This is a genomic window from Streptomyces sp. NPDC057697 (genome assembly GCF_042799335.1).
GTDB lineage: Bacteria > Actinomycetota > Actinomycetes > Streptomycetales > Streptomycetaceae > Streptomyces.
Map to the genome: position 1 here is coordinate 762,569 of NZ_JBHVJA010000003.1, position 25,139 is coordinate 787,707.

General features: G+C 73.3%; 22 protein-coding genes. 11 read left to right on the forward strand and 11 right to left on the reverse strand.

Annotation, left to right across the window (positions count from 1 at the left end):
* Positions 1-85 precede the first annotated feature (85 nt).
* From cseC to ACFVFH_RS13235, 6 genes are all read right to left on the reverse strand, one after another.
* Positions 86-1,468 carry a two-component system sensor histidine kinase CseC gene (cseC, locus tag ACFVFH_RS13210; protein ID WP_383766681.1) on the reverse strand — a complete coding sequence of 461 codons (1,383 nt, stop codon included), beginning with the start codon at positions 1,466-1,468 and terminating at the stop codon, positions 86-88.
* The gene (gene cseB / locus ACFVFH_RS13215; RefSeq protein ID WP_383766684.1) at positions 1,465-2,169 is read right to left on the reverse strand and encodes a two-component system response regulator CseB; all 705 of its coding nucleotides are present in this window, start codon (positions 2,167-2,169) and stop codon (positions 1,465-1,467) included. The genes cseC and cseB overlap by 4 nt, the downstream gene beginning before the upstream one ends.
* Before the next feature lie 10 nt (positions 2,170-2,179).
* Positions 2,180-2,914 (reverse strand): hypothetical protein, encoded by a 735-nt coding sequence (locus ACFVFH_RS13220; RefSeq protein WP_383766687.1) that lies wholly within the window; start codon positions 2,912-2,914, stop codon positions 2,180-2,182.
* Positions 2,902-3,516 carry a SigE family RNA polymerase sigma factor gene (locus tag ACFVFH_RS13225; RefSeq protein WP_383766690.1) on the reverse strand — a complete coding sequence of 205 codons (615 nt, stop codon included), beginning with the start codon at positions 3,514-3,516 and terminating at the stop codon, positions 2,902-2,904. The genes ACFVFH_RS13220 and ACFVFH_RS13225 overlap by 13 nt, the downstream gene beginning before the upstream one ends.
* 171 nt (positions 3,517-3,687) lie before the next feature.
* Positions 3,688-4,590 (reverse strand): A/G-specific adenine glycosylase, encoded by a 903-nt coding sequence (locus ACFVFH_RS13230; RefSeq protein WP_383766693.1) that lies wholly within the window; start codon positions 4,588-4,590, stop codon positions 3,688-3,690.
* Between the two features lie 154 nt (positions 4,591-4,744).
* Positions 4,745-5,392, reverse strand: a complete 648-nt coding sequence (locus ACFVFH_RS13235; protein ID WP_383766696.1) for a phosphatase PAP2 family protein — start codon at positions 5,390-5,392, stop codon at positions 4,745-4,747.
* A gap of 172 nt (positions 5,393-5,564) precedes the next feature.
* On the opposite strand from ACFVFH_RS13235, the gene ACFVFH_RS13240 reads away from it, so the two are divergent.
* Positions 5,565-6,386 (forward strand): hypothetical protein, encoded by an 822-nt coding sequence (locus ACFVFH_RS13240; protein ID WP_383766698.1) that lies wholly within the window; start codon positions 5,565-5,567, stop codon positions 6,384-6,386.
* An 83-nt stretch (positions 6,387-6,469) separates the two neighbouring features.
* Here the strand turns inward: ACFVFH_RS13240 and disA are convergent, their stop codons facing one another.
* Complete coding sequence (gene disA, locus ACFVFH_RS13245; protein WP_383766701.1) at positions 6,470-7,594, reverse strand: DNA integrity scanning diadenylate cyclase DisA; 1,125 nt, start codon at positions 7,592-7,594, stop codon at positions 6,470-6,472.
* 80 nt (positions 7,595-7,674) lie between these two features.
* Positions 7,675-9,087, reverse strand: a complete 1,413-nt coding sequence (radA, locus tag ACFVFH_RS13250; protein WP_383766703.1) for a DNA repair protein RadA — start codon at positions 9,085-9,087, stop codon at positions 7,675-7,677.
* Between the two features lie 262 nt (positions 9,088-9,349).
* On the opposite strand from radA, the gene ACFVFH_RS13255 reads away from it, so the two are divergent.
* Positions 9,350-11,365 carry a hypothetical protein gene (locus ACFVFH_RS13255; protein WP_383766706.1) on the forward strand — a complete coding sequence of 672 codons (2,016 nt, stop codon included), beginning with the start codon at positions 9,350-9,352 and terminating at the stop codon, positions 11,363-11,365.
* A gap of 496 nt (positions 11,366-11,861) precedes the next feature.
* Here the strand turns inward: ACFVFH_RS13255 and ACFVFH_RS13260 are convergent, their stop codons facing one another.
* Positions 11,862-12,725, reverse strand: coding sequence for a hypothetical protein (locus tag ACFVFH_RS13260; protein ID WP_383766709.1), 864 nt, complete (start codon positions 12,723-12,725; stop codon positions 11,862-11,864).
* Between the two features lie 40 nt (positions 12,726-12,765).
* On the opposite strand from ACFVFH_RS13260, the gene ACFVFH_RS13265 reads away from it, so the two are divergent.
* The 3 genes from ACFVFH_RS13265 to ilvD all read left to right on the forward strand — a co-directional run bounded on the left by ACFVFH_RS13265 (position 12,766) and on the right by ilvD (position 16,760).
* Positions 12,766-13,713 (forward strand): Ppx/GppA family phosphatase, encoded by a 948-nt coding sequence (locus ACFVFH_RS13265; protein ID WP_383766712.1) that lies wholly within the window; start codon positions 12,766-12,768, stop codon positions 13,711-13,713.
* 138 nt (positions 13,714-13,851) lie between these two features.
* Positions 13,852-14,667, forward strand: coding sequence for a sugar phosphate isomerase/epimerase family protein (locus ACFVFH_RS13270; protein WP_383766825.1), 816 nt, complete (start codon positions 13,852-13,854; stop codon positions 14,665-14,667).
* 242 nt (positions 14,668-14,909) lie between these two features.
* A complete protein-coding gene (gene ilvD, locus ACFVFH_RS13275; RefSeq protein WP_383766715.1) occupies positions 14,910-16,760 on the forward strand; it encodes a dihydroxy-acid dehydratase in 1,851 nt (616 codons plus the stop codon).
* A gap of 517 nt (positions 16,761-17,277) precedes the next feature.
* On the opposite strand, the gene ACFVFH_RS13280 is transcribed toward ilvD, so the two are convergent.
* A complete protein-coding gene (locus tag ACFVFH_RS13280; protein WP_383766718.1) occupies positions 17,278-19,638 on the reverse strand; it encodes a serine/threonine-protein kinase in 2,361 nt (786 codons plus the stop codon).
* A gap of 132 nt (positions 19,639-19,770) precedes the next feature.
* Here ACFVFH_RS13280 and ACFVFH_RS13285 point away from each other — a divergent pair, with 132 nt between their 5' ends.
* From ACFVFH_RS13285 to proC, 5 genes are all read left to right on the forward strand, one after another.
* Entirely contained in the window at positions 19,771-20,103 is a 333-nt protein-coding gene (locus ACFVFH_RS13285) for an SH3 domain-containing protein (protein ID WP_383766720.1), read from the forward strand.
* 149 nt (positions 20,104-20,252) lie between these two features.
* Positions 20,253-20,792, forward strand: coding sequence for a hypothetical protein (locus tag ACFVFH_RS13290; RefSeq protein WP_383766722.1), 540 nt, complete (start codon positions 20,253-20,255; stop codon positions 20,790-20,792).
* Positions 20,793-20,943: 151 nt separating this feature from the next.
* Positions 20,944-21,219, forward strand: coding sequence for a hypothetical protein (locus ACFVFH_RS13295; protein WP_383766725.1), 276 nt, complete (start codon positions 20,944-20,946; stop codon positions 21,217-21,219).
* Between the two features lie 42 nt (positions 21,220-21,261).
* Entirely contained in the window at positions 21,262-22,173 is a 912-nt protein-coding gene (locus ACFVFH_RS13300) for a class I SAM-dependent methyltransferase (protein ID WP_383766727.1), read from the forward strand.
* 158 nt (positions 22,174-22,331) lie between these two features.
* Positions 22,332-23,141: a pyrroline-5-carboxylate reductase gene (proC, locus tag ACFVFH_RS13305; RefSeq protein ID WP_383766730.1), complete on the forward strand. Its 810-nt coding sequence runs from the start codon at positions 22,332-22,334 to the stop codon at positions 23,139-23,141.
* 23 nt (positions 23,142-23,164) lie between these two features.
* Here proC and ACFVFH_RS13310 read toward each other — a convergent pair whose 3' ends face one another.
* A complete protein-coding gene (locus tag ACFVFH_RS13310) occupies positions 23,165-23,749 on the reverse strand; it encodes a cysteine hydrolase family protein (protein WP_383766732.1) in 585 nt (194 codons plus the stop codon).
* Between the two features lie 75 nt (positions 23,750-23,824).
* Between ACFVFH_RS13310 and ACFVFH_RS13315 the strand changes: the two genes are divergently transcribed.
* Positions 23,825-24,832, forward strand: a complete 1,008-nt coding sequence (locus tag ACFVFH_RS13315) for a GlxA family transcriptional regulator (protein ID WP_383766735.1) — start codon at positions 23,825-23,827, stop codon at positions 24,830-24,832.
* Positions 24,833-25,139: the final 307 nt, after the last annotated feature.

The window sequence follows — 25,139 nt, forward strand, 5'->3', positions numbered from 1 at the left end:
GTCGTGTCCGGTTCGGCGCGTGTGCTCGGGGCCGTCGTCGTGTCCGGTTCAGCGCGCGTGCTCGGGGACCGTTGTCGTGTCCGGTTCAGTTGCCGGGCCGTTTTCCGGCGCCCGGTTCCGCGCCTTGTGCCGCTTCGTCCGGGCCCCGTTGCTCGGCCACCTGGAGCATCGGGAAGCTGCCGGTGTTCGTCGGCGCGTGCTCGGGCAGCCAGAGCACCGCGATCGCGCCGCCCGTGCCCTCTGCGGCCCCCTCCGGCGCCGCGTTGCGGAAGGTCAGCCGGGCCCCGAGGACCCGGGCCTGACCGGCCGCGATCGTCAGCCCGAGGCCGTGTCCATGACCCGCCCGGTCGCTGCTGCCGGTACGGAACCGGCTCGGCCCCTCGCGCAGCAGCGCCGCCGGGAACCCGGAGCCGTGATCGCGGATCCGGACCACCCGGCCCTCGACCGTGACCTCCACCGGCGTCGCGCCGTGCTTGGCGGCGTTGCCGAGCAGATTGCCGAGAATGCGCTCCAGCCGGCGCGGATCGGTGTTGACCCAGGACTCGTGCACCACCCGTACCCGTACATCCGGGTCCAGCAGCGCGATCCGTCGGCTGACGAACTCCCCGAGCGCGAGCTCCTGGAGCTCGGCCCGCTCCGACGCGCTGTCCAGCCGGGCCACCTCCAGCACGTCCTCGACCAGCGTGCGCATCGCCTGCGCCCGGTCCCGCACCAGCTCGGTGGGGCGGCCGGGCGGCAGCAACTCGGCCGCCGTCAGCAGACCGGTCACCGGCGTACGCAGCTCGTGCGCGATGTCCGCGGTGACCCGGCGCTCCGCCTCGATCCGCGCGTTCAGCGCGTCCGTCAGCGCGTCCACCGCGGCGGCCAGCTCATCGGTCTCGTCCTGGACGACCCCGCCGACGGCCTCCCGGACCCGTACATCCGTATTGCCCTGCGCGACCTTGCCCGCCGCGGCCGCCGCCTTGCGCAGCCGGCGCGACAGCTGCCCGCCGATCAGCACCCCCAGCGCACAGCCGCCGAACACCACCGAGACCGAGCCGATGATCAGCGCCCGGTCGAGATCGGCCATGATCGTGGAGGAACGGCCCGCGAACCGGGTGTGCAGCGAGAGCACATCGCCATGGCCGACCGGTACCGCCGCCCAGACGTCCGGCACCCCCTCGACGGACTCCTCGACATGGGTGGCCCGCCGGTTCCTGGTGGTCTCCGCGCGCAGGCTGCGCGGCATCGTCGGGTCGTTGAGCTTGGCGCCGAACCGGAGGTCGGCCTTCTTCGTCTTCGTGGCCTCGTACAGCAGCTGCGCGTACGTCAGCCGGTCCAGCTGGACCTCGCGGGCGTTCTCCAGCATCGAGACCCGGGCCGCGTTGTGCACGACGAAGCTGAGCGCCACCGCGGTCAGCGCGCCGACCGCCGCGATCGCGATGCTGATCTTCCAGCGGACTCCCGTCCGCAGGGCGGGCCGCTTCATGGCCGGAGTTTGTAGCCGAAGCCGCGGACCGTCTCGATCCGTTCCTGGCCGATCTTGGTGCGCAGCCGCTGCACATGGACGTCCACGACCCGGGTGTCACCGCCCCATCCGTAGTCCCATACCCGCTCCAGGAGTTTGTCGCGGGAGAGCACCGTGCCGGGCGCCGCGGAGAACTCCAGCAGCAGCCGCATCTCGGTCGGCGTCAGCGCCACCTGCTCACCGCCGCGGTGGACCGCCATGCCCTCGGTGTCGACCTCCAGATCACCGAAGACCAGCACCCCTCCCACCGGCTCCGGATCCGGCTCCCCGATCCCCGGCTGCCCGCCCGAGGCGTGGCCGAAGCGACGCAGCACGGCCCGGATCCGGGCGACCAGGACCGCCCCGTCGAAGGGCTTGGTGACGTAGTCGTCGGCGCCGGCCTCCAGGCCCAGCACCACGTCGATCGAGTCCGCGCGGGCGGACAGCATGATCACCGGCACCGTCGACTCGTCACGGATGCGACGGCAGAGGCTGACCCCGTCGAGCCCCGGCACCATCACGTCGAGGAGCGCGATGTCCGGGCGGTCGGCCCGGAACGCCTCAAGGCCGGACAGCCCGTCGGGCATGGCGGTCACCACGAAGCCGTCGCGCTCCAGCGCCAGCTGGGTGGCCTCGCGGATGACGTCGTCGTCCTCGACGAACAGGACGTGGGTCTCGGCCATCAGACTGCTCTCAGTTCCCCGCCGGACCGGCGTCCCCCGGAAGGGCCGCTCCACCGCTGCCGACGGCTCGGTTGAAGTCGTTGTGCACCCGGTCGTGCTCGTTGAAGCGACTGCCCGACCAGCGGTAGGTGATGACTTCCTCGCCGGAGGGATACGCGACCGAGTCCTTCTTCTCGTACACCTGGGTCGTCACCACCAGGTCACCGCGGTCGATGGTGCCGTAGACCGCGGGCTGCTCGATGGCGAACACGTTCTCGTACCGGCCGTCGCTCTGCGGCCGGTACACATAGGTGCCGACGCCCACCGAGTCGCCGCAGGTCATCACGTTGACCACGACATCGGGCGAGGAACCCCCGGTCATGGTGCCGTACGAGGTGTCCACCGGGTACGCGGAGCCGGTGCAGGGCTTCAGATCGGTTCTGACCCGCTCGCTGACCTTGGGGTCGTTCTTGAGCAGGGAGACGGGATCGATGCGCCCGGCGGGCTTCGCGGAGGAGGACGGCTCGTCGCTGGGCGTGACCTGGGCGACCGGCTGGGTGCCCGCCGGGCCCTCGTCACGGGTGCCGGTGCCCCCGGTCGAGCAGCTGACCACGAGCAGCCCGAAGGCGGCGAGGCCGACCAGGGTCGTGGCGCTCGCCGCCCAGCCGGTCAGGATCCGGCCACGTCGGACGGTGGCCGCGCGGCCACCGTCATCTCTTCCACCGCCACGGTCCCCACCGTCGCCGCTGGCTGTCAGGCCGCGCAACGCTCCCGCCCCCGTTCGTCCGTATGCCTGCCCACCCGCGCACGGGCCGGTGCCGGGGCACGGCCGGCCGGCCGGACCTGCTCCTCGCGGAGCCGGTCCTCCCTGCTCGCCGCCTCCCGGCTCTCCAGCTCCTGGCGCAGCCGTGCCAGCGCACGGTGCAGCGTGCTCTTCACCGTACCGGCAGACATGCCGAGCGCGGCGGCCGTCTCCTCGGTACTCATCTGCTCCCAGTGTCGCAGCACGACGACGCTGCGCTGCTTGGGAGCCAGGACGCCCAGCACGTCCATCAGCAGGGCGCGGTCGGCGCGCTGCTCGGTGCCGTCCTCGACGCTCGCGTCGGGAAGCTGCTCGGTGGGGACCTCGTCGAGCTTGCGGGCCCGCCACCACTCGGTGCGGGTGTTGATCATGACGCGGCGCAGGTAGGCATCGGCCAGCGACTTGTCGGCGATGCCGTCCCAGCGGCCGTACGTACGGACCAGGGCGGTCTGGAGCAGGTCCTGTGCGTCCACCGGGTCCGGGACCAGCCGTCGCGCGCTGCGCAGCAGCGCGTCGTGCCGAGTGCGTACGTAGTCCTCGAATGCGAGCACCTCGCCGTGCGCCATTCCAACCGCCTCCGTCCCCGTGGATCCCCGTGGTCCCGCCGCCAGCCATCGTTCGGTCGGGCTGACGGGAGAAGACGCTACGGAGCAGTTGTCACGGGGCTGTGCGGAGCAGCCATACGCCGACGCACGGCTGTCCATCGGTTGTGTAACAGCGGGGGAGCGGGTGCGTTCTCAGGTCAGGGGCAGCCGGTACTGCCCTCCGGCCAGGGGCTCGACCAGGCCGTCGGCGACCAGGCCGTCCAGCGCGCGGGCGCGCTGCACCGGTTCGTCCCAGACCGCGTCCAGCACCGACTGCGGCACCGGCGTCACGGCCTCGCGCAGCACGGCGAGCAGTCGGCCGCGCACCTGCCGGTCGGTCCCGGCGTAGGTCTGGCCGCGCCGCGGAGGCCCCTGGTGGGCGGGCTTCCCGGCCAGCCGCCAGGCGCACTGCCCGGAGATCGGGCACCGTGTGCAGTCCTCGTTCTTGGCGGTGCAGACGAGGGCCCCGAGCTCCATCGTCGCGGCGGCCCAGCGGGCGGCCCGCTCGTCCTCCTCGGGGAGCAGCGCGCGGGCGAGCTTGCGCTCGGCGGCGGTGGTCGCGTTCGGCGGGTACTGGATCCCGGACGCGGCCCGCGCGAACACCCGGCGGACGTTCGTGTCGAGCACCGCGTGGCGCTGCCCGTACGCGAACGAGGCCACCGCCGCCGCGGTGTACTCGCCGATCCCGGGCAGGGCGAGCAGCTGGGCGTGCTCGCTCGGTACGTCGCCGCCGTGCCGTTCCGTTATTGCCTGCGCCGCGCCGTGCAGGCGCAGTGCCCGGCGGGGGTAGCCGAGGCGGCCCCAGGCGCGGACCGCCTCGCCGGGCGGCTCGGCGGCCAGGTCGGCGGGGCGGGGCCAGCGGGCGAGCCACTGCTCGTACACCGGGAGGACTCGGTTCACGGGGGTCTGCTGCAGCATGAACTCGCTCACCATCACACCCCAGGCGCCCGCTTCGGGGCGGCGCCAGGGCAGATCGCGGGCGTGCTGGTCGAACCACCCGATCACGGGGGAATGGAGGGAGGTGGGGGGCGTCTGTGTCGCAGTCATGGCAGTCATCGCACCGACGATCCTGGCACGGAAGGACGGACGACGGTTCCGCGTACGGTGGTGTCGCTCCCGCCGGGGGCCCTTGGGGTGATAATGCCACCCGTCCGAGCCCCGGCGGTCCGGCAACCGGCCCAAGCGGGCTCCTCCGGCGTGAGCGGCGGCGTCAGTGCCGCTTGCCCCGTCGCCGGGAGCGGCGGGGAGGCACCGCGCCAGGCCCCGCGGCCCAGGCCGCCACGGGCGCCGCGCTGGTGCGCACGGTCCGGGCGAGCGACTGTGCCGGGCGGCGCAGTACGAGGACCACCACGGCCGAGACCACGGAGCCCAGCACCAGCCCGACCACCACGTCATGCGGGTAGTGCACGCCGACGAAGACCCGGGAGAAGGCCATCAGCAGCGCCATCGGCACGGTGAGCCAGGCCAGCCGGGGCCGGGAGATCGCCAGCGCGACCGCCGCCGCTCCGGCGATGGCGGAGTGGTTGCTGGGGAAGGACCAGTCCCCGGCCGGCGGGCAGGTCACCAGCGAGGCCGCCGCGCCCGCCACCGCCCGGCACGGCCGCTCCTCGTTGATCATCGACTTGAGCACCTCGCTGGCCACGTAGCCGAAGGCCGTAGCGACGGGCGCCAGCACCGCCAGCGCCAGGGCCCGGTCGTCCTGGTTCCGGGCGCGCCACCACCCGGTGATGAACAGGACGCCGAAGACCAGGAGCCCGAGCTCCGTCCATATCTCGGCCAGATGCTGCACCCATGACGGCATGTCATGTGCGAAGTCGGTGATGTCCCGGTAGAGCGGGGCCGTAACTGAACTATCCATGTGACAGAGGGTAGTGAATGAAACCGGGAGTTCATCCGGGCGTCGTCCGACGGCCAACTCGGGGGCTTCGTGGGGCGGATTCGGGCCGCCCGTGATGATGATCCGTAAAACTTGCCGCCCGGAGCGGCGGGTGGGGCGGGAGTCGGCGCCGATCTCTCGTAGAGTTTGAGCCGTGGGATCTTTGCGTAATCCGATCGGTCCGCTTCCCTCCACGATCTACTGGCGACGGAGGGCCGTAGCGGCGACGCTCGTTGCGCTGATCGCTCTGCTGATCGTATGGGCCGTCACCTCGGGCGGGGACGACGAGAAGAGCAAGGACGACGCCCGGCCCGCCGGATCGGCCCCCGCGCACGAGATCACCCCGGGCCCCGGCGGCTCCGGCCCGGCCATCACCCAACAGCCGGGCGGACGCGACGAGTCGGACGACTCCGGCGGCAACGGCTCCGGCGACGGCGACGGTACGGACGCGGGCCCCGGCAACGACGGCACGGGCGACGGCGGTACGGGGTCCGGCGGCGGAACGGGCGGCGGAGCGGGCGGCGCCGGTGGCGGCGGAACGGCCGGCCAGCAGGTCCCGGCCTCCTCCCCGCTCCCCGACTGCACCCCCGCGGCACTGCGGCTGAGCCTGAGCACCGAACTCAGCTACGGCCCCGGCAAGAAGCCGAGGTTCGAGCTGGTCGTCAAGAACACCTCGGCCACCACCTGCAAGGCCGACCTCGGCCCCAGGAGCGCGGTGCTCACCATCACCGAGGCCGGTGGCGACGACCACCAGGTGTGGTCCTCGCGGGACTGCCCGCGCGACGCGGCCGCCCTGCTGCTGAAGGTCCCGGCGGGCGGGACCGTCGTCCACACCGTGGAGTGGGACCGGAAGAAGAGCTCCCCGCACTGCGCGACACCGCCCGCGGGAACGGCCGCGCCGGGTACGTACCTCGTCGAGGCGAAGGCGCCGGGCGAGCCGGTGCAGCGCGCCTCGTTCGTTCTCGCGAAGGACTGAGCGGGCGGCCGGGGCGGGCCCCGGCAACACGGCGGGGCCCGGTCTCCCGGGCCCCGTCCGTCCGTACCGCGGTCGCTTCCGCGCTACACGTACCGTTCGAGGATCGACGACTCGGCCAGCCGGGACAGCCCCTCGCGCACGCTGCGGGCCCGCGCCTCGCCGACGCCGTCCACGGTCTGGAGGTCGTCCACGCTGGCGGCGAGCAGCTTCTGGAGACCGCCGAAGTGCTCCACCAGCCGGTCGATGATCGCTCCGGGCAGCCGCGGCACCTTCGCCAGCAGCCGGAAGCCGCGCGGCGAGACCGCCGAGTCCAGCGTCTCGGGCGAGCCGCTGTAGCCCAGCGCCCTTGCCACGACCGGGAGTTCGAGCAGCTCGGTGTGGGTGAGCGCGTCCAGCTCGGTCAGCGCCTCGGCGACCGTACGGGACCGCTTCGCGGTCGGCTCCGGCACGTAGTCGCGTACGACCAGCTCGCGCTCCGGCTCGACGCCCGCGATCAACTCGTCGAGCTGGAGCGAGAGAAGACGGCCGTCGGTGCCCAGCTCGACCACGTACTCCGCGATCTCGGTGGCGATCCTGCGGACCATCTCCAGCCGCTGCGCGACGGCCGTGACGTCCCGGACCGTCACCAGGTCCTCGATCTCCAGCGCGGAGAGCGTGCCCGCGACCTCGTCCAGCCGGAGCTTGTACCGCTCCAGGGTCGCGAGGGCCTGGTTGGCGCGGGAGAGGATCGCGGCGGACTCCTCCAGGACCCGGCGCTCCCCGTCCACGTAGAGCGCGATCAGGCGCATCGACTGGGAGACCGAGACGACCGGGAAATTGCACTGCTTGGAGACCCGGTCCGCCGTGCGGTGACGGGTGCCGGTCTCCTCGGTGGGGATGGAGGCGTCCGGCACCAGCTGCACACCGGCCCGCAGGATCTTGGTCATGTCCTTGTCGAGGATCAGCGCCCCGTCGAGCTTGGCCAGCTCGCGCAGGCGCGTCGCGGTGAACTCCACGTCCAGCACGAATCCGCCGGTGCACATCGACTCGACGGTCTTGTCCATGCCGAGCACGATCAGTCCACCGGTGTTGCCGCGGAGGATGCGCTCCAGGCCGTCCCGCAGCGCCATCCCGGGCGCCACGGCGCTCAGCGAGGCGCGCATCAGCGCCTCATTACCGGTGCCTTGGCCGGACTTTCCGGGCGATGCTGCCCGGTCGTTGGCTGCCACTGCACTCCTCCGGTCACAGGTTTGCGGTGCCCTTACGTCCCTCGTACCGTTCGTACGGACGGGCGAGACCAGGGCAAAGTCTACCGGCGTGCGCCCTCCTCCTGGGGGGCCTGTGCGCGAGACCGGCGCGGGAGGACTCTCAGCGCGTCGCCCATGTTGGCGACTTCTGTGACCTTCATACCGGCCGGGACCTTCCCCGGGTCGGTCGGAACCAGCGCGTGCGTGAAGCCCAGCCGGTGCGCCTCGGCCAGCCTGCGCTGGACCCCGGTCACCCTTCTGACTTCGCCCGCGAGACCCACCTCGCCGATCGCCACCAGGTTCTTCGGCAGGGGGGTGTCACTGGCCGCACTGGCCAGGGCCAGCGCGACCGCGAGGTCCGCGGCGGGCTCGGAGAGCTTCACCCCGCCGACCGTCGCGCTGTAGATGTCCCGCTTGCCCAGCGAGCTGATCCGGCCGCGCTGCTCCAGGACCGCGAGCATCATCGAGACCCGGGAGGTCTCCAGACCGGAGGTGGTGCGCCGGGGCGAGGGGATCTGGGAGTCGACCGTCAGCGCCTGCACCTCGGCGACGAGCGGCCGCTTGCCCTCCAGGGTGACGGTCAGACAGGTGCCGGGCACGGGCTCGTCGCGCCGGGTGAGGAAGAGCCCGGAGGGGTCGGCGAGGCCGGTGATCCCCTCGTCGTGCAGCTCGAAGCAGCCGACCTCGTCGGTCGCGCCGTACCTGTTCTTGACGCCCCGTACGAGCCGGAGGCGGGCATGGCGGTCGCCCTCGAAGGACAGCACCACGTCGACCAGGTGCTCCAGCAGGCGCGGACCCGCGATCGCCCCCTCCTTGGTGACGTGGCCGACCAGGAGCGTCGACATGCCGCGCTCCTTGGAGGCCCGGATGAGGGCCCCGGCGACCTCCCGGACCTGCGCCATGCCGCCCGGCGCCCCTTCGATCTCGGGCGACGCGACGGTCTGTACGGAGTCCAGGACGAGGAGCGAGGGCTTGACGGCGTCGAGATGACCGAGGACCGCGGAGAGGTCGGTCTCGGCGGCGAGGTACAGATGGTCGTCGATCGCCCGGATCCGGTCGGCGCGCAGCCGCACCTGGCTCGCGGACTCCTCGGCCGTGACGTAGAGCGTGCGGTGGTCCTCGCTCGCCGCCTTGGCGGCGACGTCCAGCAGCAGCGTCGACTTGCCGACGCCCGGCTCGCCCGCGAGGAGCACCACGGCGCCCGGCACGAGACCGCCGCCGAGCACCCGGTCCAGCTCGCCGACGCCGGTCGAGCGGGCGGTGGCCTGGCGGCTGTCGACCTGGCCGATGGGGAGCGCGGCGGTGCTGACCCGGCCGGCCGCGGTGGTCCGCACGGCGGGGGAGCCGCCGAACTCCTCGACCGTGCCCCACGCCTGGCACTCGGGGCAGCGGCCGAGCCACTTGGCGGTGGTCCAGCCGCACTCGGTGCAGCGGTAGGACGGCCGGTCCTTCGCGGTTTTCGTACGGGCAGCCATGGCGCAACCGTATAGGTGGGGTACGACAACGCCGCCGGGCACGGGGGACGACGGCGCACGGCGGCGGGCGCACGGCGGCGGCGCGCGCCCCCGGGTTGCTGGGGCACGCGCCCTCCGATGGCCGGGGCGGCCGCCCTCGATGGGCCGGGCAGCCGCCGGAATCCAGGATTCCTGTCCCCTTTTGAGGGATACGTTCACCCGTAAGGGTTAAAAGTGCCGAAGAGGAGCTAAAGGTGTGCCCTGCGCTGCCTACGGTCGCAAGGTGACGAGCAGCGGTCTGGAGCCCCCCACGCACACCACCGGCGCACACCGGGAGCGGCACGGTGCGCCCCGTCTCGCGACGCACCCTTCGCCGCATCGGCCACCGGCCCGTTACGAGCCGCATCTTGACGGCCTGTTCACCTACTGCCTCTCGGTGCTCTGCGACCACGAGACCGCCGTCGAGGCGCTCGGCGGTGTGCTCGCGATCGCGGAACGGCAGGGCGGCCGGTGCCCGGAGGGCCAGGAGGAACGTAAATCCTGGCTGTACGCGCTGGCCAGGTGGGTGTGCATGCGCAAGCTCGCCGAGCAGAAACAGGGGCTCCAGGCGCACCGGCACAAGGCCGGGAAGCAGCCGGGGAGGCTCGCCTCGAAGCAGGCGTCGGCGTCGAAGGCGTCGAAGCCGTCGACGTACTCGAAGCCGTCGACGTACTCGAAGCTGTCGAAGCCGTCGAAACCCTCCAAGCCGTCCATGACCTCGAAGTCCTCGAAGCCGTCGAACCCCTCGAAGCCGTCGAACCCCGCGATCTCCTCGAATCAGGAGATGAAGCGGGTGGGCGGGCCGCCGGGCCAGCAGCCGGGTGCCACAGCCGCCCAGGGGGCGCGCGCGGGATGCCGTACGCCCCCGGCGGCCGCGAAGACCCCCGCCACCACCGCGTGCACACCGGGCGGCGCCCCTCTCGGCCCCGTCCACGCCCCCGAGGCCGACGCCGCCGAGGCGCACCGCCGCGAACTCGCCCGGCTGGCCTGGCCCGAGGCCGCGGGCACCACCCCCGAGCAGCGCGAAGCACTCGAACTCGCCGTGCGCCACCGCCTCGCCCCGCGCGCCGTCGCCGCCGTCCTGGGCCTCGACGTGGTGGCCGCCCGCGAGCTCCTGGCCACCGCGGCCTGCGAGGTGGAACGCACCCGCGCCGCCCTCGCCGTCGTCGAGACCGGCAACTGCCCCACCGTCGCCCGGCTCACCGGCGAACACCGGGTCCTGCTCTCCGCCGCGCTGCGCCGCGAACTCGTCCGCCACGTCGACGACTGCCCCCGCTGCCGCCGGGCCGCCGAACGGGCCGGCGCCCAGGGCCCGTGGCCCGGCGCCGCCGTCACCCAGGCCGCCGGGCTGCCGGTCGTCGAGGCGCCCCGGCCCTCGGCGTACGTCGCGATGGTCCGCGCCCAGCGCACCCGCTCCGGCGGCCCCCGCTTCGACCGGGCGGGCTTCCCCCTGGACCCGAAGGACCACGCCGCGCGCCGGGACCGGCTGCGGGCCAGGGTCGTGACGACGACGGTGGTGGCGACGGTCGTGGCCGCCCCGGTGATCGCGCTGTGGACCGCCTACCGCGGCGCCCCGCTGACCGGCGAGGGCCACGAGGGAGCGTCGGTCACCGCCACCGAGACGGACGGCCGGCACGGTTCCGGGGACGGCTCGGACGGCCCCTACGAGAACGCGGGCAATGCCCGCCCCCAGCCCGGCGCCCGCTTCGAGGACGGCCGCGCCCCGGACGTCTCGGCGGAGGTGATCAGCGCGGGCCACGGCGCCGGCGGGCTCACCGTCGAGGCCCGTTCGTCCGCGGGCACGACCCTGATCCGGCTGACCGCGTCGGGCGGCGCACCGGTCGCCTGGTCGGCCCGCGCGGATGTGTCCTGGGTCCGGCTGAGCCGCCCCTCGGGCACGCTCGCCGCGGGCGAGAGCGTGACGCTGCACGTCCTCGTGGACCACCGGCGGCAACCGGCCGGGCCGTGGAGCGCGCGCATCGCCCTCGCCCCCTCGGGTTCGGCGGTGGTGATCCGGGGCCGGGGGCCGGTGGCCCCGCCCGTCGGCCCGGTCCACCCGGCCGACCCCTCCACCGGCCCCGGGCCCTCGGATCCGCCCGCGTCCTCGCCGGACCCCACGCCGACGGCGGGCCCGACCTCCGGCCCCGGTGACCCGACACCGTCGCCGACGGCCCCGGACCCCACCGGCCACCCCTCGCCGTCCCCGGACCCGTCCGCCTCCACGACCCCGACCGACCCGGGCCCGAACCAGCGGCGCTGAGACGGGGCGCTGAGACGGGGCGCTGAGACGGGGCGCTGAGACGGGGCGGGGCACGCCGCCCGACCCGTCTCACCGAACCAGCCGCTCCCGTCACGCCGAACGGACCGCTCCTGTCAGGCCGGGTCGACCGCCCCGTCACGCCGGGCGGACCGCTCCCGTAGCACCGAACCAGCCGCTCCCGTTACGCCGGGTCGACTGCCCCATTACACCGGGTCGACCGTCCCGTCACGCCGGGTCGACCGCTTCCGTCACGCCGGGTCGACCGCTTCCGTCACGCCGGGTCGACCGCTTCCGTCACGCCGGGTCGACCACCCTCGTCACGCCGGATCGCCCGACCCGTCTCACCGAACCAGCCGCTCCCGTCACGCCGAACGGACCGCTCCCGTCACGGGCGTCGACCACCCCGTCACACGGAGTCGGCCGCCCTGTCACACGGAGTCGGCCGCTCCGTCACGCCGGGTCCCCCGCTCCCGTCACACCGAACGGACCGCCCCCGTCACGCCGGGGCGACCGGATCCGCCGGGTGCGGGGCCATCGGCAGCAGCGAGGCGAGCCGCTGCTCACACAGTTCGGCGAGCCGCTCGTACGCCTCCTCGCCCATCATCTCGGTGAGCTCGGGCCGGTAGGAGACGTACACCGGCTCCCCGGCCCCGTGCGCCGAGGTCGCCGAAGTGCACCACCAGTGCAGATCGTGACCGCCGGGGCCCCAGCCCCTGCGGTCGTACTCGCCGATCGACACCTGGAGCACCCGTGTGTCGTCGGGCCGGTCGATCCAGTCGTACGTGCGCCGGATCGGCAGCTGCCAGCAGACGTCCGGCTTGGTCTCCAGGGGCTCCTTGCCCTCCCGCAGCGCCAGGATGTGCAGGGAGCAGCCCGCGCCCGCCGCGAACCCGGGCCGGTTCTGGAAGATGCACGAGCCCTTCCAGCGCCGTGTCTGGCGTTCTCCGTCGTCGTCGACCTCGACCCAGCCCGTCCCGGTACCGACGTCGTGGAACTGCCACAGCTCGGGGGTCAGCCGCGCGACATGCTCCGACACCCGCTTCTCGTCGTCCTCGTCCGAGAAGTGCGCCCCCAGCGTGCAGCATCCGTCGTCGGCGCGGCCCGCCTGGATGCCCTGGCAGCCGCTGCCGAAGATGCAGGTCCACCGGGAGGTCAGCCAGGTCAGGTCGCAGCGGAAGATCTGTTCGTCGTCCGCGGGATCCGGGAATTCGACCCAGGCGCGCGCGAAGTCGATCCCCTTCTCGTCCCCCGCCTCGTCCTCGGACCGGACCGGTCCGTTCACTTCCTGTCGCGGCATCTCCTGCTTCGTTCTCTGTTTCTTCGTGTTTTTGCCCGGCTTCGCCTTTTTCGTCTTTGGCACGCGCCAAGAGTAAGGCTGAGGTCCCGGTAGCGTTCCTGCCATGAGACTCGGAGTCCTCGACGTGGGTTCGAACACGGTGCACCTGCTGGTGGTGGACGCGCACCCCGGCGCGCGCCCGCTGCCCGCGCACTCGCACAAGGCGGAGCTCCGCCTGGCCGAACTTCTCGACGAGGACGGGGCGATCGGGCCCGAGGGCGTGGACCGGCTCGTGGCGACGATCACCGGCGCGCTCCAGGCCGCCGAGGACAAGGGGTGCGAGGACGTCCTTCCGTTCGCCACCTCCGCGGTGCGGGAGGCGAGCAACGCCGACCGGGTGCTGGCCCGGGTGCGCGACGAGACCGGCATCGACCTCGCCGTCCTCAGCGGCGCCGAGGAGGCCCGGCTCACCTTCCTCGCCGCGCGCCGCTGGTTCGGCTGGTCGTCGGGGCGGCTGCTGGTCCTGGACATCGGCGGCGGTTCGCTGGAGATCGCGTACGGCATGGACGAGGAGCCGGACGCCGCGGTGTCGCTGCCGCTCGGGGCCGGTCGGCTCACCGCCGGGTGGCTGCCGGGCGACCCGGCGGACCCGGCCGAGGTGAAGGCGCTGCGCCGCCACGTCCGGGCCAGCATCGCCCGGAGCGTCGGGGAGTTCACCCGCCTCGGCCGCCCGGACCACGTCGTGGCCACGTCCAAGACCTTCAAGCAGCTCGCCAGGATCGCGGGCGCCGCGCGCTCCGCCGAGGGCCTGTACGTGCAGCGCGGCCTCACCCGCAAGGCGCTGGAGGAGTGGGTGCCGAAGCTGGCGGCGATGACCGTCGACCAGCGCGGCGAGCTGCCCGGTGTCTCCGAGGGCCGGGCCGCGCAGCTGCTCGCCGGGGCGCTGGTCGCGGAGGGGGCCATGGACCTCTTCGGGGTCGAGGAGCTGGAGATCTGCCCCTGGGCGCTGCGCGAGGGCGTCATCCTGCGCCGTCTGGACCACCTGCCCGCGGAGCGGGCCGCGCTGGGCTGAGCGGGTGCGGGGGCAGGTGCGGGGCGGGTGCGGAACGGCCCCGGGTGGCCGGAAGCCCGTCATGGCCCTGCTCACTTTCCGCCGGGACCCCTCGGCTCCGTGTACCACTGCCCGTACGCTGTCCCAGTGGCAGAACCAGTGGTGCGCATCCCGGATGCGAAGGTCGCCCTGTCGACGGCTTCGGTCTACCCGGAGTCGACCGCGACGGCCTTCGAGATCGCCGCGCGTCTTGGTTACGACGGTGTCGAGGTCATGGTGTGGACCGACCCCGTCAGCCAGGACATCGAGGCACTGCGACGGCTCTCCGACTACCACCAGGTGCCGATCCTCGCCGTCCACGCGCCCTGTCTGCTGATCACCCAGCGCGTCTGGTCCACCGATCCCTGGGTGAAGCTCCAGCGGGCCCGCGCCGCCGCGGAGAAGCTCGGGGCGACGACCGTGGTCGTCCATCCGCCGTTCCGTTGGCAGCGCAACTACGCGCGCGACTTCGTCACCGGGATCTGGCGCATGGCGGGCGAGACCGATGTGCGGTTCGCCGTCGAGAACATGTACCCCTGGCGCTACCGGGACCGCGAGATGCTCGCCTACGCCCCCGACTGGGACGTCACGCACGACGACTACCGCCACTTCACCGTGGACCTCTCGCACACCGCGACGGCCCGCACCGACGGCATGGCGATGGTCGAGCGGATGGGCGACCGGCTCGCCCATGTCCACCTCGCCGACGGCAAGGGCTCCAACAAGGACGAGCACCTGGTTCCCGGCCGCGGCGACCAGCCCTGCGCCGAGCTCCTGGAGCGTCTGGCCCGTACCGGTTTCGACGGCCATGTCGTCATCGAGGTCAATACCCGCCGCGCCATGTCGACCGCCGAACGCGAGGCCGACCTCGCGGAGGCGCTGGCCTTCACCCGGCTCCATCTGGCATCGTCCCCGACCCGGGCGCCCCGCCCCTGACGGCCGCCCCCGCGTGCCCCGACCGCTTCACCACCGGCTCCGCCGGGCACCGGACCGCTTCACCACCGGCCCCGCCGGGCACCGGACCGGTCGGCTCCGCCCCTCTCCGGGCGCGGCTGCCGCTCCCGTACCGCCGCCCATCCACCGAGCACGTCATCCCGCATTTCGGACACTGTGTCCAGATCTTGGAGTCGGAGGCGTACGCTCGGAGGCAGTCTTTAACGTCGAAGGAGCGAGAGACGATGCCCCAGCTGAGGTCCCGCACTGTCACTCACGGCCGCAACATGGCGGGCGCCCGCGCCCTCATGCGGGCCTCGGGCGTAGCGAGCGAGGACATCGGCAAGCCGATCATCGCGGTCGCCAACTCCTTCACCGAGTTCGTTCCCGGCCACACCCACCTGGCCCCGGTCGGCCGGATCGTCTCCGACGCCATCAAGGCCGCGGGCGCCGTGCCCCGCGAGTTCAACACCATCGCCGTCGACGACGGCATCGCGATGGGCCACGCCGGGATGCTCTACAGCCTCCCCTCCCGCGACCTGATCGCCGACTCCGTCGAGTACATGGTCGAGGCGCACTGCGCGGACGCGCTGATCTGCATCTCCAACTGCGACAAGATCACCCCCGGCATGCTGATGGCCGCGATGCGCCTCAACATCCCGACGGTCTTCGTCTCCGGCGGCCCGATGGAGGCCGGCAAGGCCACCCTCGTCGACGGCACGGTCCGCAAGCTCGACCTGATCAACGCGATCAGCGACGCGGTCAACGAGAACATCTCGGACGAGGACATCCTCCGCATCGAGGAGAACGCCTGTCCCACCTGCGGCAGCTGTTCCGGCATGTTCACCGCCAACTCGATGAACTGCCTGACCGAGGTCCTCGGCCTCTCCCTCCCCGGCAACGGCTCCGTCCTCGCCACGCACACCGCCCGCAAGGCGCTGTACGAGGAGGCCGGCCGCACGGTCGTCGAGATCACCCGCCGCTACTACGAGCAGGACGACGCCTCGGTCCTGCCCCGTTCCATCGGCACCCGGGCCGCGTTCGACAACGCCATGGCGCTCGACATCGCGATGGGCGGCTCCACCAACACGATCCTGCACCTGCTGGCCGCCGCCCAGGAGGCCGAGCTGGCGTACGACCTCGACGACATCAACGAGGTCTCGCGCCGGGTCCCCTGCCTCTCGAAGGTCGCGCCCAACGTGGCCCCCGGCGGCACGTACTACATGGAGGACGTCCACCGGGCCGGCGGCATCCCCGCCATCCTCGGTGAGCTGCACCGCGGCGGCCTGCTCGACGAGGACGTGCACGCGGTCCACTCCGACTCCCTCGCCGAGTGGCTGAAGAACTGGGACGTCCGCGGTGGCTCCCCGTCCCCGGAGGCCGTCGAGCTGTGGCACGCGGCGCCCGGATGCGTCCGCTCCGCGACCGCCTTCTCGCAGTCCGAGCGCTGGGACACCCTCGACCTGGACGCGGCCGGCGGCTGCATCCGCGACCTGGCGCACGCCTACTCCAAGGACGGCGGCCTGGCGGTCCTCAAGGGGAACCTCGCCGTGGACGGCTGCGTCGTGAAGACGGCGGGCGTCGACGAGTCGATCTGGACGTTCGAGGGCCCGGCGGTCGTCTGCGAGTCGCAGGAGGAGGCCGTCGACAAGATCCTCCGCAAGGAGATCAAGGAGGGCGACGTCGTCGTCATCCGTTACGAGGGCCCGCGCGGCGGCCCCGGCATGCAGGAGATGCTGTACCCGACCTCCTTCCTCAAGGGCCGCGGCCTCGGCAAGGCCTGCGCCCTGGTGACCGACGGCCGCTTCTCCGGCGGTACGTCGGGCCTGTCCATCGGCCACGCGTCGCCGGAGGCCGCATCGGGCGGCACGATCGCGCTGGTCGAGGACGGCGACCGGATCAGGATCGACATCCCGAGCCGGTCGATCGAGCTCCTCGTCCCCGAGACCGAGCTGGCCGGACGCCGCGAGGCGCTGAACGGCGTCTACGCGCCGAAGAACCGCGAGCGCAAGGTCTCGGCGGCGCTGCGGGCCTACGCGGCGATGGCGACGAGCGCGGACCGGGGCGCGGTGCGCGACGTCTCCAAGCTCGGCTGACCACCGCCCTACCGCACCGACCCGCCCGGAGCGGCCCCTGGCGCTGTTCCGGTAGGCGATGGCGCTGCTCCGGCGGGCGACGGCTCAGCTTCGGTGGGCGACCCCACGCGGTCCGGCGGACGTCGGCGCTGCTCCGGTAGGCGTCGGCGCTGCTCCGGCGGGCGACGGCTCGGCTCTGACGGGCGACCCCGCGCGGTCCGGCGGACGGCGGCGCTGTTCCGGGGACTGCCGTTCAGCTTCGGTGGGCGACCCCGCGCAGTCCGGCGGACGTCGGCGCTGCTCCGGCGGGCGTCGGCTCAGCTTCGGCGGGCGACCCCGCGCGGTCCGGCGGACGGCGGCGCTGTTCCGGGGACTGCCGTTCAGTTCCGGCGGGCGACCCCGCGCAGTCCGGCGGGCGACAGCGCTGCTCCAGCAGGCGGCGGCGCTGCTCCGGCGGATATCCGTTCAGCTCCGGCGGACGCCCGCGCCGTTCCACCGAGCGGAGCGGCTGAACGACGACGCACGACCCCGCCCGCTCTCACCAGCGTGCGGGGTCTCGTCCGTCCACGGCGAAGACGGACCCGTCGGGTGCCGTGCCGAAGACGGTCCGCCCGGCGGCGACCGGGGCGGGCAGTGCCGAGGAGTAGGTGAGCCGCCCGTTCCGCAGCCGGGGGCTCGTCTGCCCCAGCAGCTTTCCGTGCTCGGTGTCCACGGCCAGCAGCCGCCCGTCCGCCGCCGAGAAGTACAGCCGGTCCCCGGCGGCGAGGACGGGCGCGGACGTCCGTCCGGCGGCGGTCTCCAGCTGCCAGCGCACCGTCCTGCCGCCGCCCGGCCGGATGTCGGCGGCGACCAGCCTCCCGCCGTGCGCCAGCAGATAGGCGGTGTCCCCGCCCACCACGACCTCCGGTTCGTTCATCCGGAACGGCAGGTCCAGCCGTACGGCCCGGCGCGAGCCCGGTTCGTAGCGGACGAGCCCGATGGTCTGGGCGTCCCCGTTCATGGCGGTCAGCACGAGCGCACCGTCAGAGGTGCCCACCGGAGTCAGCATCCCGTCCAGCCGGCGCTGCCACGCCGTGTGCCCCGTCGCGGCCTCGACGGCCGTGACCAGGGTGGTGGACCCGTAGGCCGAGTGCTCGAACGCGTAGGCCAGCCCGCTGCGGCCGTCGTACAGCGCGTAGTCCGGACGCTGGTGCCCGGCGAGCCGGTGGCGCCACAGGGACACCCCGGTCGCGGAGTCGAGCGCCTCGGTCGTGCCGTCCTCGGCGACCAGCAGCAGGGTGTCACCCGCGTCGAAGGGGACGCCCAGATACGGGGAGAGGTCCGCGTCCCAGACCTGTTCGCCCTGGGCGGGGTCGTACGCCCGGAGCTTCCCGCCCGGCACCGCCGTGTGGACCAGGCCCCCGGAGACCGACACCACGCCGACCGAGGGGCCGCCTCCCGGGGCGCTGCGCGACCACAGCACCCGCCCGTCCGCGGGGTCCAGCCGGCTGACCCCGGCCCCGCCCGCGGCGCAGTACAGCCCCGGCGACCGCCCCGATGCCCGCTCGCCGGAACCACCCCCGGACTCCTCCTCGGAGCCGCCTTCGGAACCCTCCCCGGAGACCTCCGCCGGGGAGCAGACCGGCGTCGCGCTGCCGGTGGTCCGCAACGGCGTCCGCCACGGGGAGAACGACTCCGCCGCACCCAGCGCCGCCTCCGCCTCCCCCGCCCCGTCCGCCCCGCCGGAGCCGCCGGGGCCGAGCCCCGCGCCCACGGCCCACACCCCGCCGGCCCCCATGACCAGCAGCGCCGCGGTGGCCGCCAGCCACCGCCGCTTGCCGCCACCGGTCGCCTTGCCGCTCAGAACCCTGCCGTCGGCCTCGTTCCGGGTCCCGTGCCGGCCCTTGTCCCCGGCCTTGTCCCGTCCGGCCGCGCCCCGGCCCGCGTGCGTGACCGCCTCGGCACCCCCGCCGTCCTCACCCCTCCCGTCCTCACCCCTCCCGTCCGCACCACTGCCGTCCGTACCACTGCCGTCGTCCTCGGAACCGTCCGCGACCCGCCGTCGCTGCGACGGTATGAACGCGGCGGCCTCGTACGAGGGCGGGCGCAGCGCAGCCATGATCTCGTCCGGGGTGGGCCGCCCGGCGGGGTCCTTCGTCAGGCACCGCCCGATCAGAGGAGCCAGGTCCTCGGGCACCCCCGCCAGATCGGCCTCGTCGTGCACGACCTGATAGGCCACGATGTACGGGCTGCCCGAGTCGAAGGGCCCCCGGCCGGTCGCCGCATGGACGAGCACGGCCCCCAGCGCGAACACGTCGGCCGCGGGACCGACCTCGCGCGGCCGCTGGAACTGCTCGGGCGCCATGTACGGCGGCGAACCGATCAGCTTGCCCGTCTCGGTGCGCAGATCGCTGTCGTACGGGCGGGAGATCCCGAAGTCGATGACCTTGGGCCCGGAGTCGGAGAGCAGCACATTGCTCGGCTTGAGGTCGCGGTGGATCACCCCGGCCCGATGGATGTCGCGCAGCGCCTCGGCGAGCCCGGCCGTCAGCCTGCGCAGCTCGGCGGGGGCCATCGGACCGTTCCGCTTCACCTGGTCGGCGAGCGTCGGGCCGGGCACGTGCAGAGTGGCCATCCACGGCCGTACGGCATCCGGATCGGCGTCGACGACCGGCGCGGTGAAGGCGCCGCTGACCCGCCGGGCCGCCCCGACCTCCTGCCGGAAACGCGCCCTGAACTCGGGGTCCGAGGCGTACTGCTGGTGCACCACCTTGACGGCGAGCCGCAGCCCGGAGGCGGAGCGGGCCAGGTGCACGACACCCATGCCGCCCGCGCCGAGACGTGCCTCAAGACGGTACTGCCCGGCGTACTCCGGATGCTCCGCTTCCGGACTGGCTCCGGTACCTCGCAGCGGCGGCATCGCCCACCCCCGTGTGTTCGTCCGCAAGCGCGACGCACGGAGCCTAGTCGATGGTGCGTGCGATACGGATGGGGCTTGTAGCCTGCGCGTCGTACACGCCGTACACACCATCTCTCGACGGGGGAGGGCCTCATGGCCATGGAAGAGCAGACCGAGAGCACGACCGTCGTGGCCGACGCCGGCGAGGACGTGGCGACGCTCGCGGGGAGCGACGACGTCACCCGGTACCCGATCGCGCCCGGCTACCGCGTCAACGTCCGTACGGGACCGGGCACCAAGTACGGGATCGTCCGGACGCTCCCGTACGGGATGAAGGTCCCGGTCTACTGCCAGAAGCCGGGGGAGCGGGTCACCGGCCCGTACGGCACCTCGAACATCTGGGACAACATCGCCAACGGCCAGTTCGTGTCGGACGCCTACGTCCACACGGGCAGCGACGGCTACATCGCGCCGCGCTGCGACTGACTGACCGGTAGGGCGTACGGCGCACGGGACGGCGCCCGGAAGCGCGTGCGGGACCGCGCCCGGAAGCGCGTACGGAAGCACGTGCGGGACGGCGCCCGGAAACCCGACCGCCGCGTCCCGGACCGTGGCCGCCGGGGATAATCGACTTCGTGAGCGAGAACAGCGAAGCCCCCGGCACCGGTGCCGCGCCCGGTTCCACCACGCCCGGCCCGCAGCCCGAGCCCCTGCGCTTCTTCGGTACGACCTGGGTCGACCACAGCGGGGGCTACGGGCTGCGCCGCGTCGGCGCCTCGGTCGGCTCCCTGGCCGCCGCGGTCGCCGCCTGCTTCGTGCTCCGCTTCGCTTACCAGGGGCTGGAGATCGCCGACGTCGGCAGCTTCGTCGGCATCCTGGTCGTGCTGATGTTCGCGATCTGTAGCGCCATCGCCTTCCGCAAGACCTGGGAAGGGTTCAGCCGCCGCCCCGCCGATCCGGCCCGCGAGGCCAATCTGCGCGGTCTCAAGACGATCGGCTTCGTCGGCTCGCTGATCGCCTACTTCCTCCGTACGTTCCGGGAGGCGCCGGGCGAGCAACTGCACCGCACGGAGTACGAGACGGCCCTGGCCCGCTACGAGAAGCGCCGCTCGGCCCGCACCGGGAACCCGGCGGCCCGTAAGCCCGGCAAGGGCAAGCGCCCCAAGCGCAAGTAACCCGCCCCGAGCGGAAGCCCCGTACGCCCCGGCGCACACCCCCCACTGCATCCGCCCCCCGGGAACACCGCGGACACCACGGACACCACGGCACCGTGCGCCCCGGCGCACGAACCGCCGGATCCGCTTCCACCGGGATGGCGCGGGCGCCGTGCGTACCGGCGCACGGCTCGCCGAGCCCGCCGGCGCGGGGAGGAAGAGCGGAATTCGCCCGCCCAGCGCACAGGCACCGGCGCGAAAGCACCAGCGCACGCCCTGGCGGCCCGAGCGGGCCGGACAGGCCGGACAGGCCGGACAGGCCGGACAGGCCGGGCAGGCCGGGCAGGCCGAGTGGGCCGAGTGGGCCGAGCGGGCCGAGCGGGCACGCGGCGAAAGGCCCATCGCATCCGCGCCGCAGACCCCGGCGGACTGCGCGGGCACGCCGTGAAAGCACCAGCGCGGGCGCCCGAGAGCGCGCCACGATAGCCCCATGTCTCCCGCTGACGCTGACTCCGATGCGCCCCGCACACCACCCCCGCCCGGCGAACGCTCCCCCCGCGCGCTCCCTCGCCACATCGACCCCTCCCACAGGCCCTCCTCCCACACCCCCTCCTCCCACACCCCCTCCTCCCACACCCCCTCCTCCCGCGCGCTCTCCTTCGACCGTGCGGCCGCCCAGTACGCCGCAGCGCGCCCCGGCTACCCGCCCGCGCTCCTCGACGCCGTCGAGGAACTGCTCCGCCGCCCCCTGACCGGCGCCCGCGTCGTCGATGTCGGCGCCGGCACGGGCATCGCCACCCGGCTGCTCCACGAGCGCGGCGCCCACGTCGTCGCCGTCGAACCGGGCGCCGGGATGGCGGAGGAGCTCCACCGCTCGCTCCCGCACGTGCCCGTCGTACGCGGTGACGGCAACCGCCTCCCCCTCGCCACCGCGTCGGCCGACCTGATCACATACGCCCAGGCCTGGCACTGGACGGACCCGTCCCGCGCCGCCCCGGAGGCACGACGCGTCCTCCGGCCCGGAGGAGCGCTCGCGCTCTGGTGGAACGTCTCGGACCACTCGGTCCCTTGGATCGCCGAGCAGGACGCCCGCCTACGCCGCTTCCTCGGGTCCGGCGATTCCGCCCACGGTTCGCCCGTCCGCTCCCGCGACCTGCCTTCCGGACTCGACTTCGTACACCGCCGGGTGCCCTGGACCCGGCGGGTCTCCGTCGACACGCACCTCGCCAACCTCGGCAGCCACTCCGCCTTCCTCGTCCTGGGCGCGGAGCCGACACGGGGCTTCCTCGCCGAGGAGCGCGACCGGCTCGCGGAGCTCTTCCCGGACGGCACGGTCGAGGAGAGCTACACGGTCGACCTGAACATGGCGATCAGCCCCGGTCCGCCCCCGCCCACCCCCTGACCCGCGGCCCCGGCCTCCGGCACAGGCCCCACCCCTGACCTGGGCGGCCCCGGCCTCCGCACAGGCCCCGCCCGCACACGCACCACCCGGCAGGGGCGGTGCGAGGATGGCGCACACGCGCACCGAGAACCGTCAGCACCGCCCGGAGGGTGAACCACATGACCCAGACAGTCGCAGTCCTCGGCACCGGCAAGATCGGCGAGGCCCTGCTCAGCGGCATGATCCGGGCGGGCTGGCGCCCGGCGAACCTGCTGGTCACCACCCGCCGCGCCGAGCGCGCCGAGGAACTCCACCAGCGCTACGGCGTCGACTCCGTCAGCAACGCCGAGGCCGCCGGACGCGCCGACATCCTCATCCTCGCGGTCAAGCCCCAGGACATGGGCCGGCTCCTCGACGAACTCGCCGGGCATCTCACCCCCGACCGCCTGGTCATCAGCGCGGCCGCGGGCATCACGACCTCCTTCATCGAGGAACGCCTCGCCGCGAACACCCCGGTCGTGCGCGTCATGCCGAACACCCCCGTCCTCGTCGACGAGGGCATGTCCGTCATCTCGGCGGGCAGTCACGCCACCACCGACCACCTCGCCGCCGCGGAGGCGATCTTCGGCGGCGTCGGCAAGACCCTCCGCGTCCCGGAGTCCCAGCAGGACGCGGCGACCGCCCTGTCCGGATCGGGCCCCGCGTACTTCTACTTCCTCGTCGAGGCGATGACCGACGCGGGCATCCTGCTCGGCCTGCCCCGGGCCCAGGCGCACGAACTGATCGTCCAGGCCGCCATCGGCGCCGCCGTGATGCTCCGCGACAGCGGCGAACACCCCGTCAAGCTGCGCGAAGCCGTCACCAGCCCGGCGGGCACCACCATCAGCGCCATCCGCGAGCTGGAGAACCACGGCGTACGCGCGGCTCTCATCGCCGCCCTCGAAGCCGCCCGCGACCGCAGCCGCGAGCTCGCCTCCGGCAACGGCTGACCCCGGGGACCGCGGGACGGCCGTTACGCCACGGCCGCGATCAGCTCCGCGCTGCGCACCACCTTCGCGAACCCACCGCCGTGCAGCGACACGGCGGTGGCCCGCGCCAGCTCGTCCGCGCTCTGCGTCCATCCCCACGGCCCGGTCAGGTCGAAGGTGTGCGTCGCGTCCAGCGGCACGAACACCTCGTACCCGAGGTTCCCGCCCATCCGCGCCGTCGTCTCGACGCACATGTTGGTCTGGATCCCGGCCACCACGAACTGCCGGATCCCGCTCCGGTCCAGCCACTCCTTGAGGTCCGGCGTCCCGTAGAACGCGGAGTTCACGCTCTTCGTCAGCAACAGCTCGGGCCCACCGCCCGTGCCGCGCCGCTCCTCCACGTACCCCTTGAAGCCGTTCCCGGGCTGCCCCGCCCGCAGCGGCGACCCCGGCACGCGCGAGTCATGCCGTACGAACACCACGGGCCGCCCGCTCGCCTGCCAGGCGTCGATCAGCCCCGCGATGTTCCGGTCCGCCCCGGGATTGTTCCGCGGCCCCCAGAACGACTCCTCCTCGAAGCCCTTCTGCACATCCACCACGATCAGCGCCGCGTTCCCTGTGATCTCCATACGAACGATCCTGGCGCGCCGGGGACCCCGAGGCCCAGAGGTCAAAAAGCCATCGACCGATGCTTTACTGCCACGATGGAGACCTCCCGGGACCCCGCTTCCGCTCCCCCTCGCATCGCCCTCGTCGCCTTCCCCGGCATCCGCGCCTTCGACGTCTCGGTCATCACCGAGGTCTGGGGCGTCGACCGCACCGACCGCGGCGTACCGCCCTTCGAACTGCGCCGCACCGCCGCCGCACCCGCCCCCATCGCCCTGCGCGGCGGTCTCTCCCTCACCCCCGACCGCACCCTCGCCTGGCTGGCCCGCGCTGATCTGATCGTCGTCCCCGGCCTCGACGGCGATCCGGCCCCGGCCCCGGCCCCCGCCCCGGTCCTCGAAGCCCTCCGCCGCGCCCACACCCGAGCCACCCCGATCGCGTCCCTGTGCGGCGGGGCCTTCACGCTCGCCCAGGCGGGCCTCCTGGACGGCCGCCGCGCGGTCACCCACTGGAACCTCGCCGACCTCCTCCGCACCCGGTACCCCCGGGTGCGGGTCACCCAGGACGCCCTCTTCCTCCACGACGACAACATCTGGACGTCCGCGGGCACGGCGGCCGGCATCGACCTCTGCCTCCACCTCGTCCGTACGGCCCATGGCGCCGAGGCCGCGGCGACGATCGCCCGCTCGATGGTCACGGCCCCGTTCCGCACGGGCACCCAGGCCCAGTTCATCGAGCACCCCACTCCCCGGACCGACCGCGACGCCGACACCCTCGCCGCGGTACGCGCGTTCGCCCTGACCCATCTGGCCGAACCGCACACGGTCGCCGAACTCGCCGCCCGCGCCGGAATGTCGCCCCGCTCCTTCGCCCGCCACTTCCAGGCCACCACGGGCACGACCCCACTGCGCTGGCTGATCACCCAGCGCATCGCCGCAGCCCAGAAGCTCCTGGAGCGCACCGACCTCCCGCTCCCCGAGGTGGCCCGCCGCACCGGCTTCGGCAGCGAGATCACCATGCGCCAGCACTTCGCCGGCCACCTCTCCACCAGCCCCCGCGACTACCGCCTCGCCTTCCAGCAGCACCCGGGCCCGACCCGGGGTTGACACGGCCTGCCCCCATCCGTACTGTTCTCCGAGTTGTCCGACGTGAGCGCCGACTCCGGTCGGTCCCCGGACAGCCATTCCGCAGTAACCACATCTGACCGGCGACATATGTCGCAGGGCTTTCTGTGCGCATTCGCGAAATGAGGAATCCGCGTTCGAAGGAACGCGACCCCGATTAGCGTCGGGGCCCGGGATTCCGCTAAAGTCTCACTCGTCGGAACGGCCCAACGGCCGGGAAGACAAACCCCGCTGACTGGGAATCAGGCCCGAAAGGATCTGATAGAGTCGGACTCGCCGGAAAGGGAAG

Bases quoted from the DNA above. Each gene is read 5' to 3' on its own strand.
- cseC (WP_383766681.1), bottom strand. From the start codon at position 1,468: ATGAAGCGGCCCGCCCTGCGGACGGGAGTCCGCTGGAAGATCAGCATC.
- cseB (WP_383766684.1), bottom strand. From the start codon at position 2,169: ATGGCCGAGACCCACGTCCTGTTCGTCGAGGACGACGACGTCATCCGC.
- ACFVFH_RS13225 (WP_383766690.1), bottom strand. From the start codon at position 3,516: ATGGCGCACGGCGAGGTGCTCGCATTCGAGGACTACGTACGCACTCGG.
- ACFVFH_RS13230 (WP_383766693.1), bottom strand. From the start codon at position 4,590: ATGACTGCCATGACTGCGACACAGACGCCCCCCACCTCCCTCCATTCC.
- ACFVFH_RS13235 (WP_383766696.1), bottom strand. From the start codon at position 5,392: ATGGATAGTTCAGTTACGGCCCCGCTCTACCGGGACATCACCGACTTC.
- radA (WP_383766703.1), bottom strand. From the start codon at position 9,087: ATGGCTGCCCGTACGAAAACCGCGAAGGACCGGCCGTCCTACCGCTGC.
- ACFVFH_RS13265 (WP_383766712.1), top strand. From the start codon at position 12,766: ATGAGACTCGGAGTCCTCGACGTGGGTTCGAACACGGTGCACCTGCTG.
- ilvD (WP_383766715.1), top strand. From the start codon at position 14,910: ATGCCCCAGCTGAGGTCCCGCACTGTCACTCACGGCCGCAACATGGCG.
- ACFVFH_RS13280 (WP_383766718.1), bottom strand. From the start codon at position 19,638: ATGCCGCCGCTGCGAGGTACCGGAGCCAGTCCGGAAGCGGAGCATCCG.
- ACFVFH_RS13285 (WP_383766720.1), top strand. From the start codon at position 19,771: ATGGCCATGGAAGAGCAGACCGAGAGCACGACCGTCGTGGCCGACGCC.
- ACFVFH_RS13300 (WP_383766727.1), top strand. From the start codon at position 21,262: ATGTCTCCCGCTGACGCTGACTCCGATGCGCCCCGCACACCACCCCCG.
- proC (WP_383766730.1), top strand. From the start codon at position 22,332: ATGACCCAGACAGTCGCAGTCCTCGGCACCGGCAAGATCGGCGAGGCC.
- ACFVFH_RS13310 (WP_383766732.1), bottom strand. From the start codon at position 23,749: ATGGAGATCACAGGGAACGCGGCGCTGATCGTGGTGGATGTGCAGAAG.
- ACFVFH_RS13315 (WP_383766735.1), top strand. From the start codon at position 23,825: ATGGAGACCTCCCGGGACCCCGCTTCCGCTCCCCCTCGCATCGCCCTC.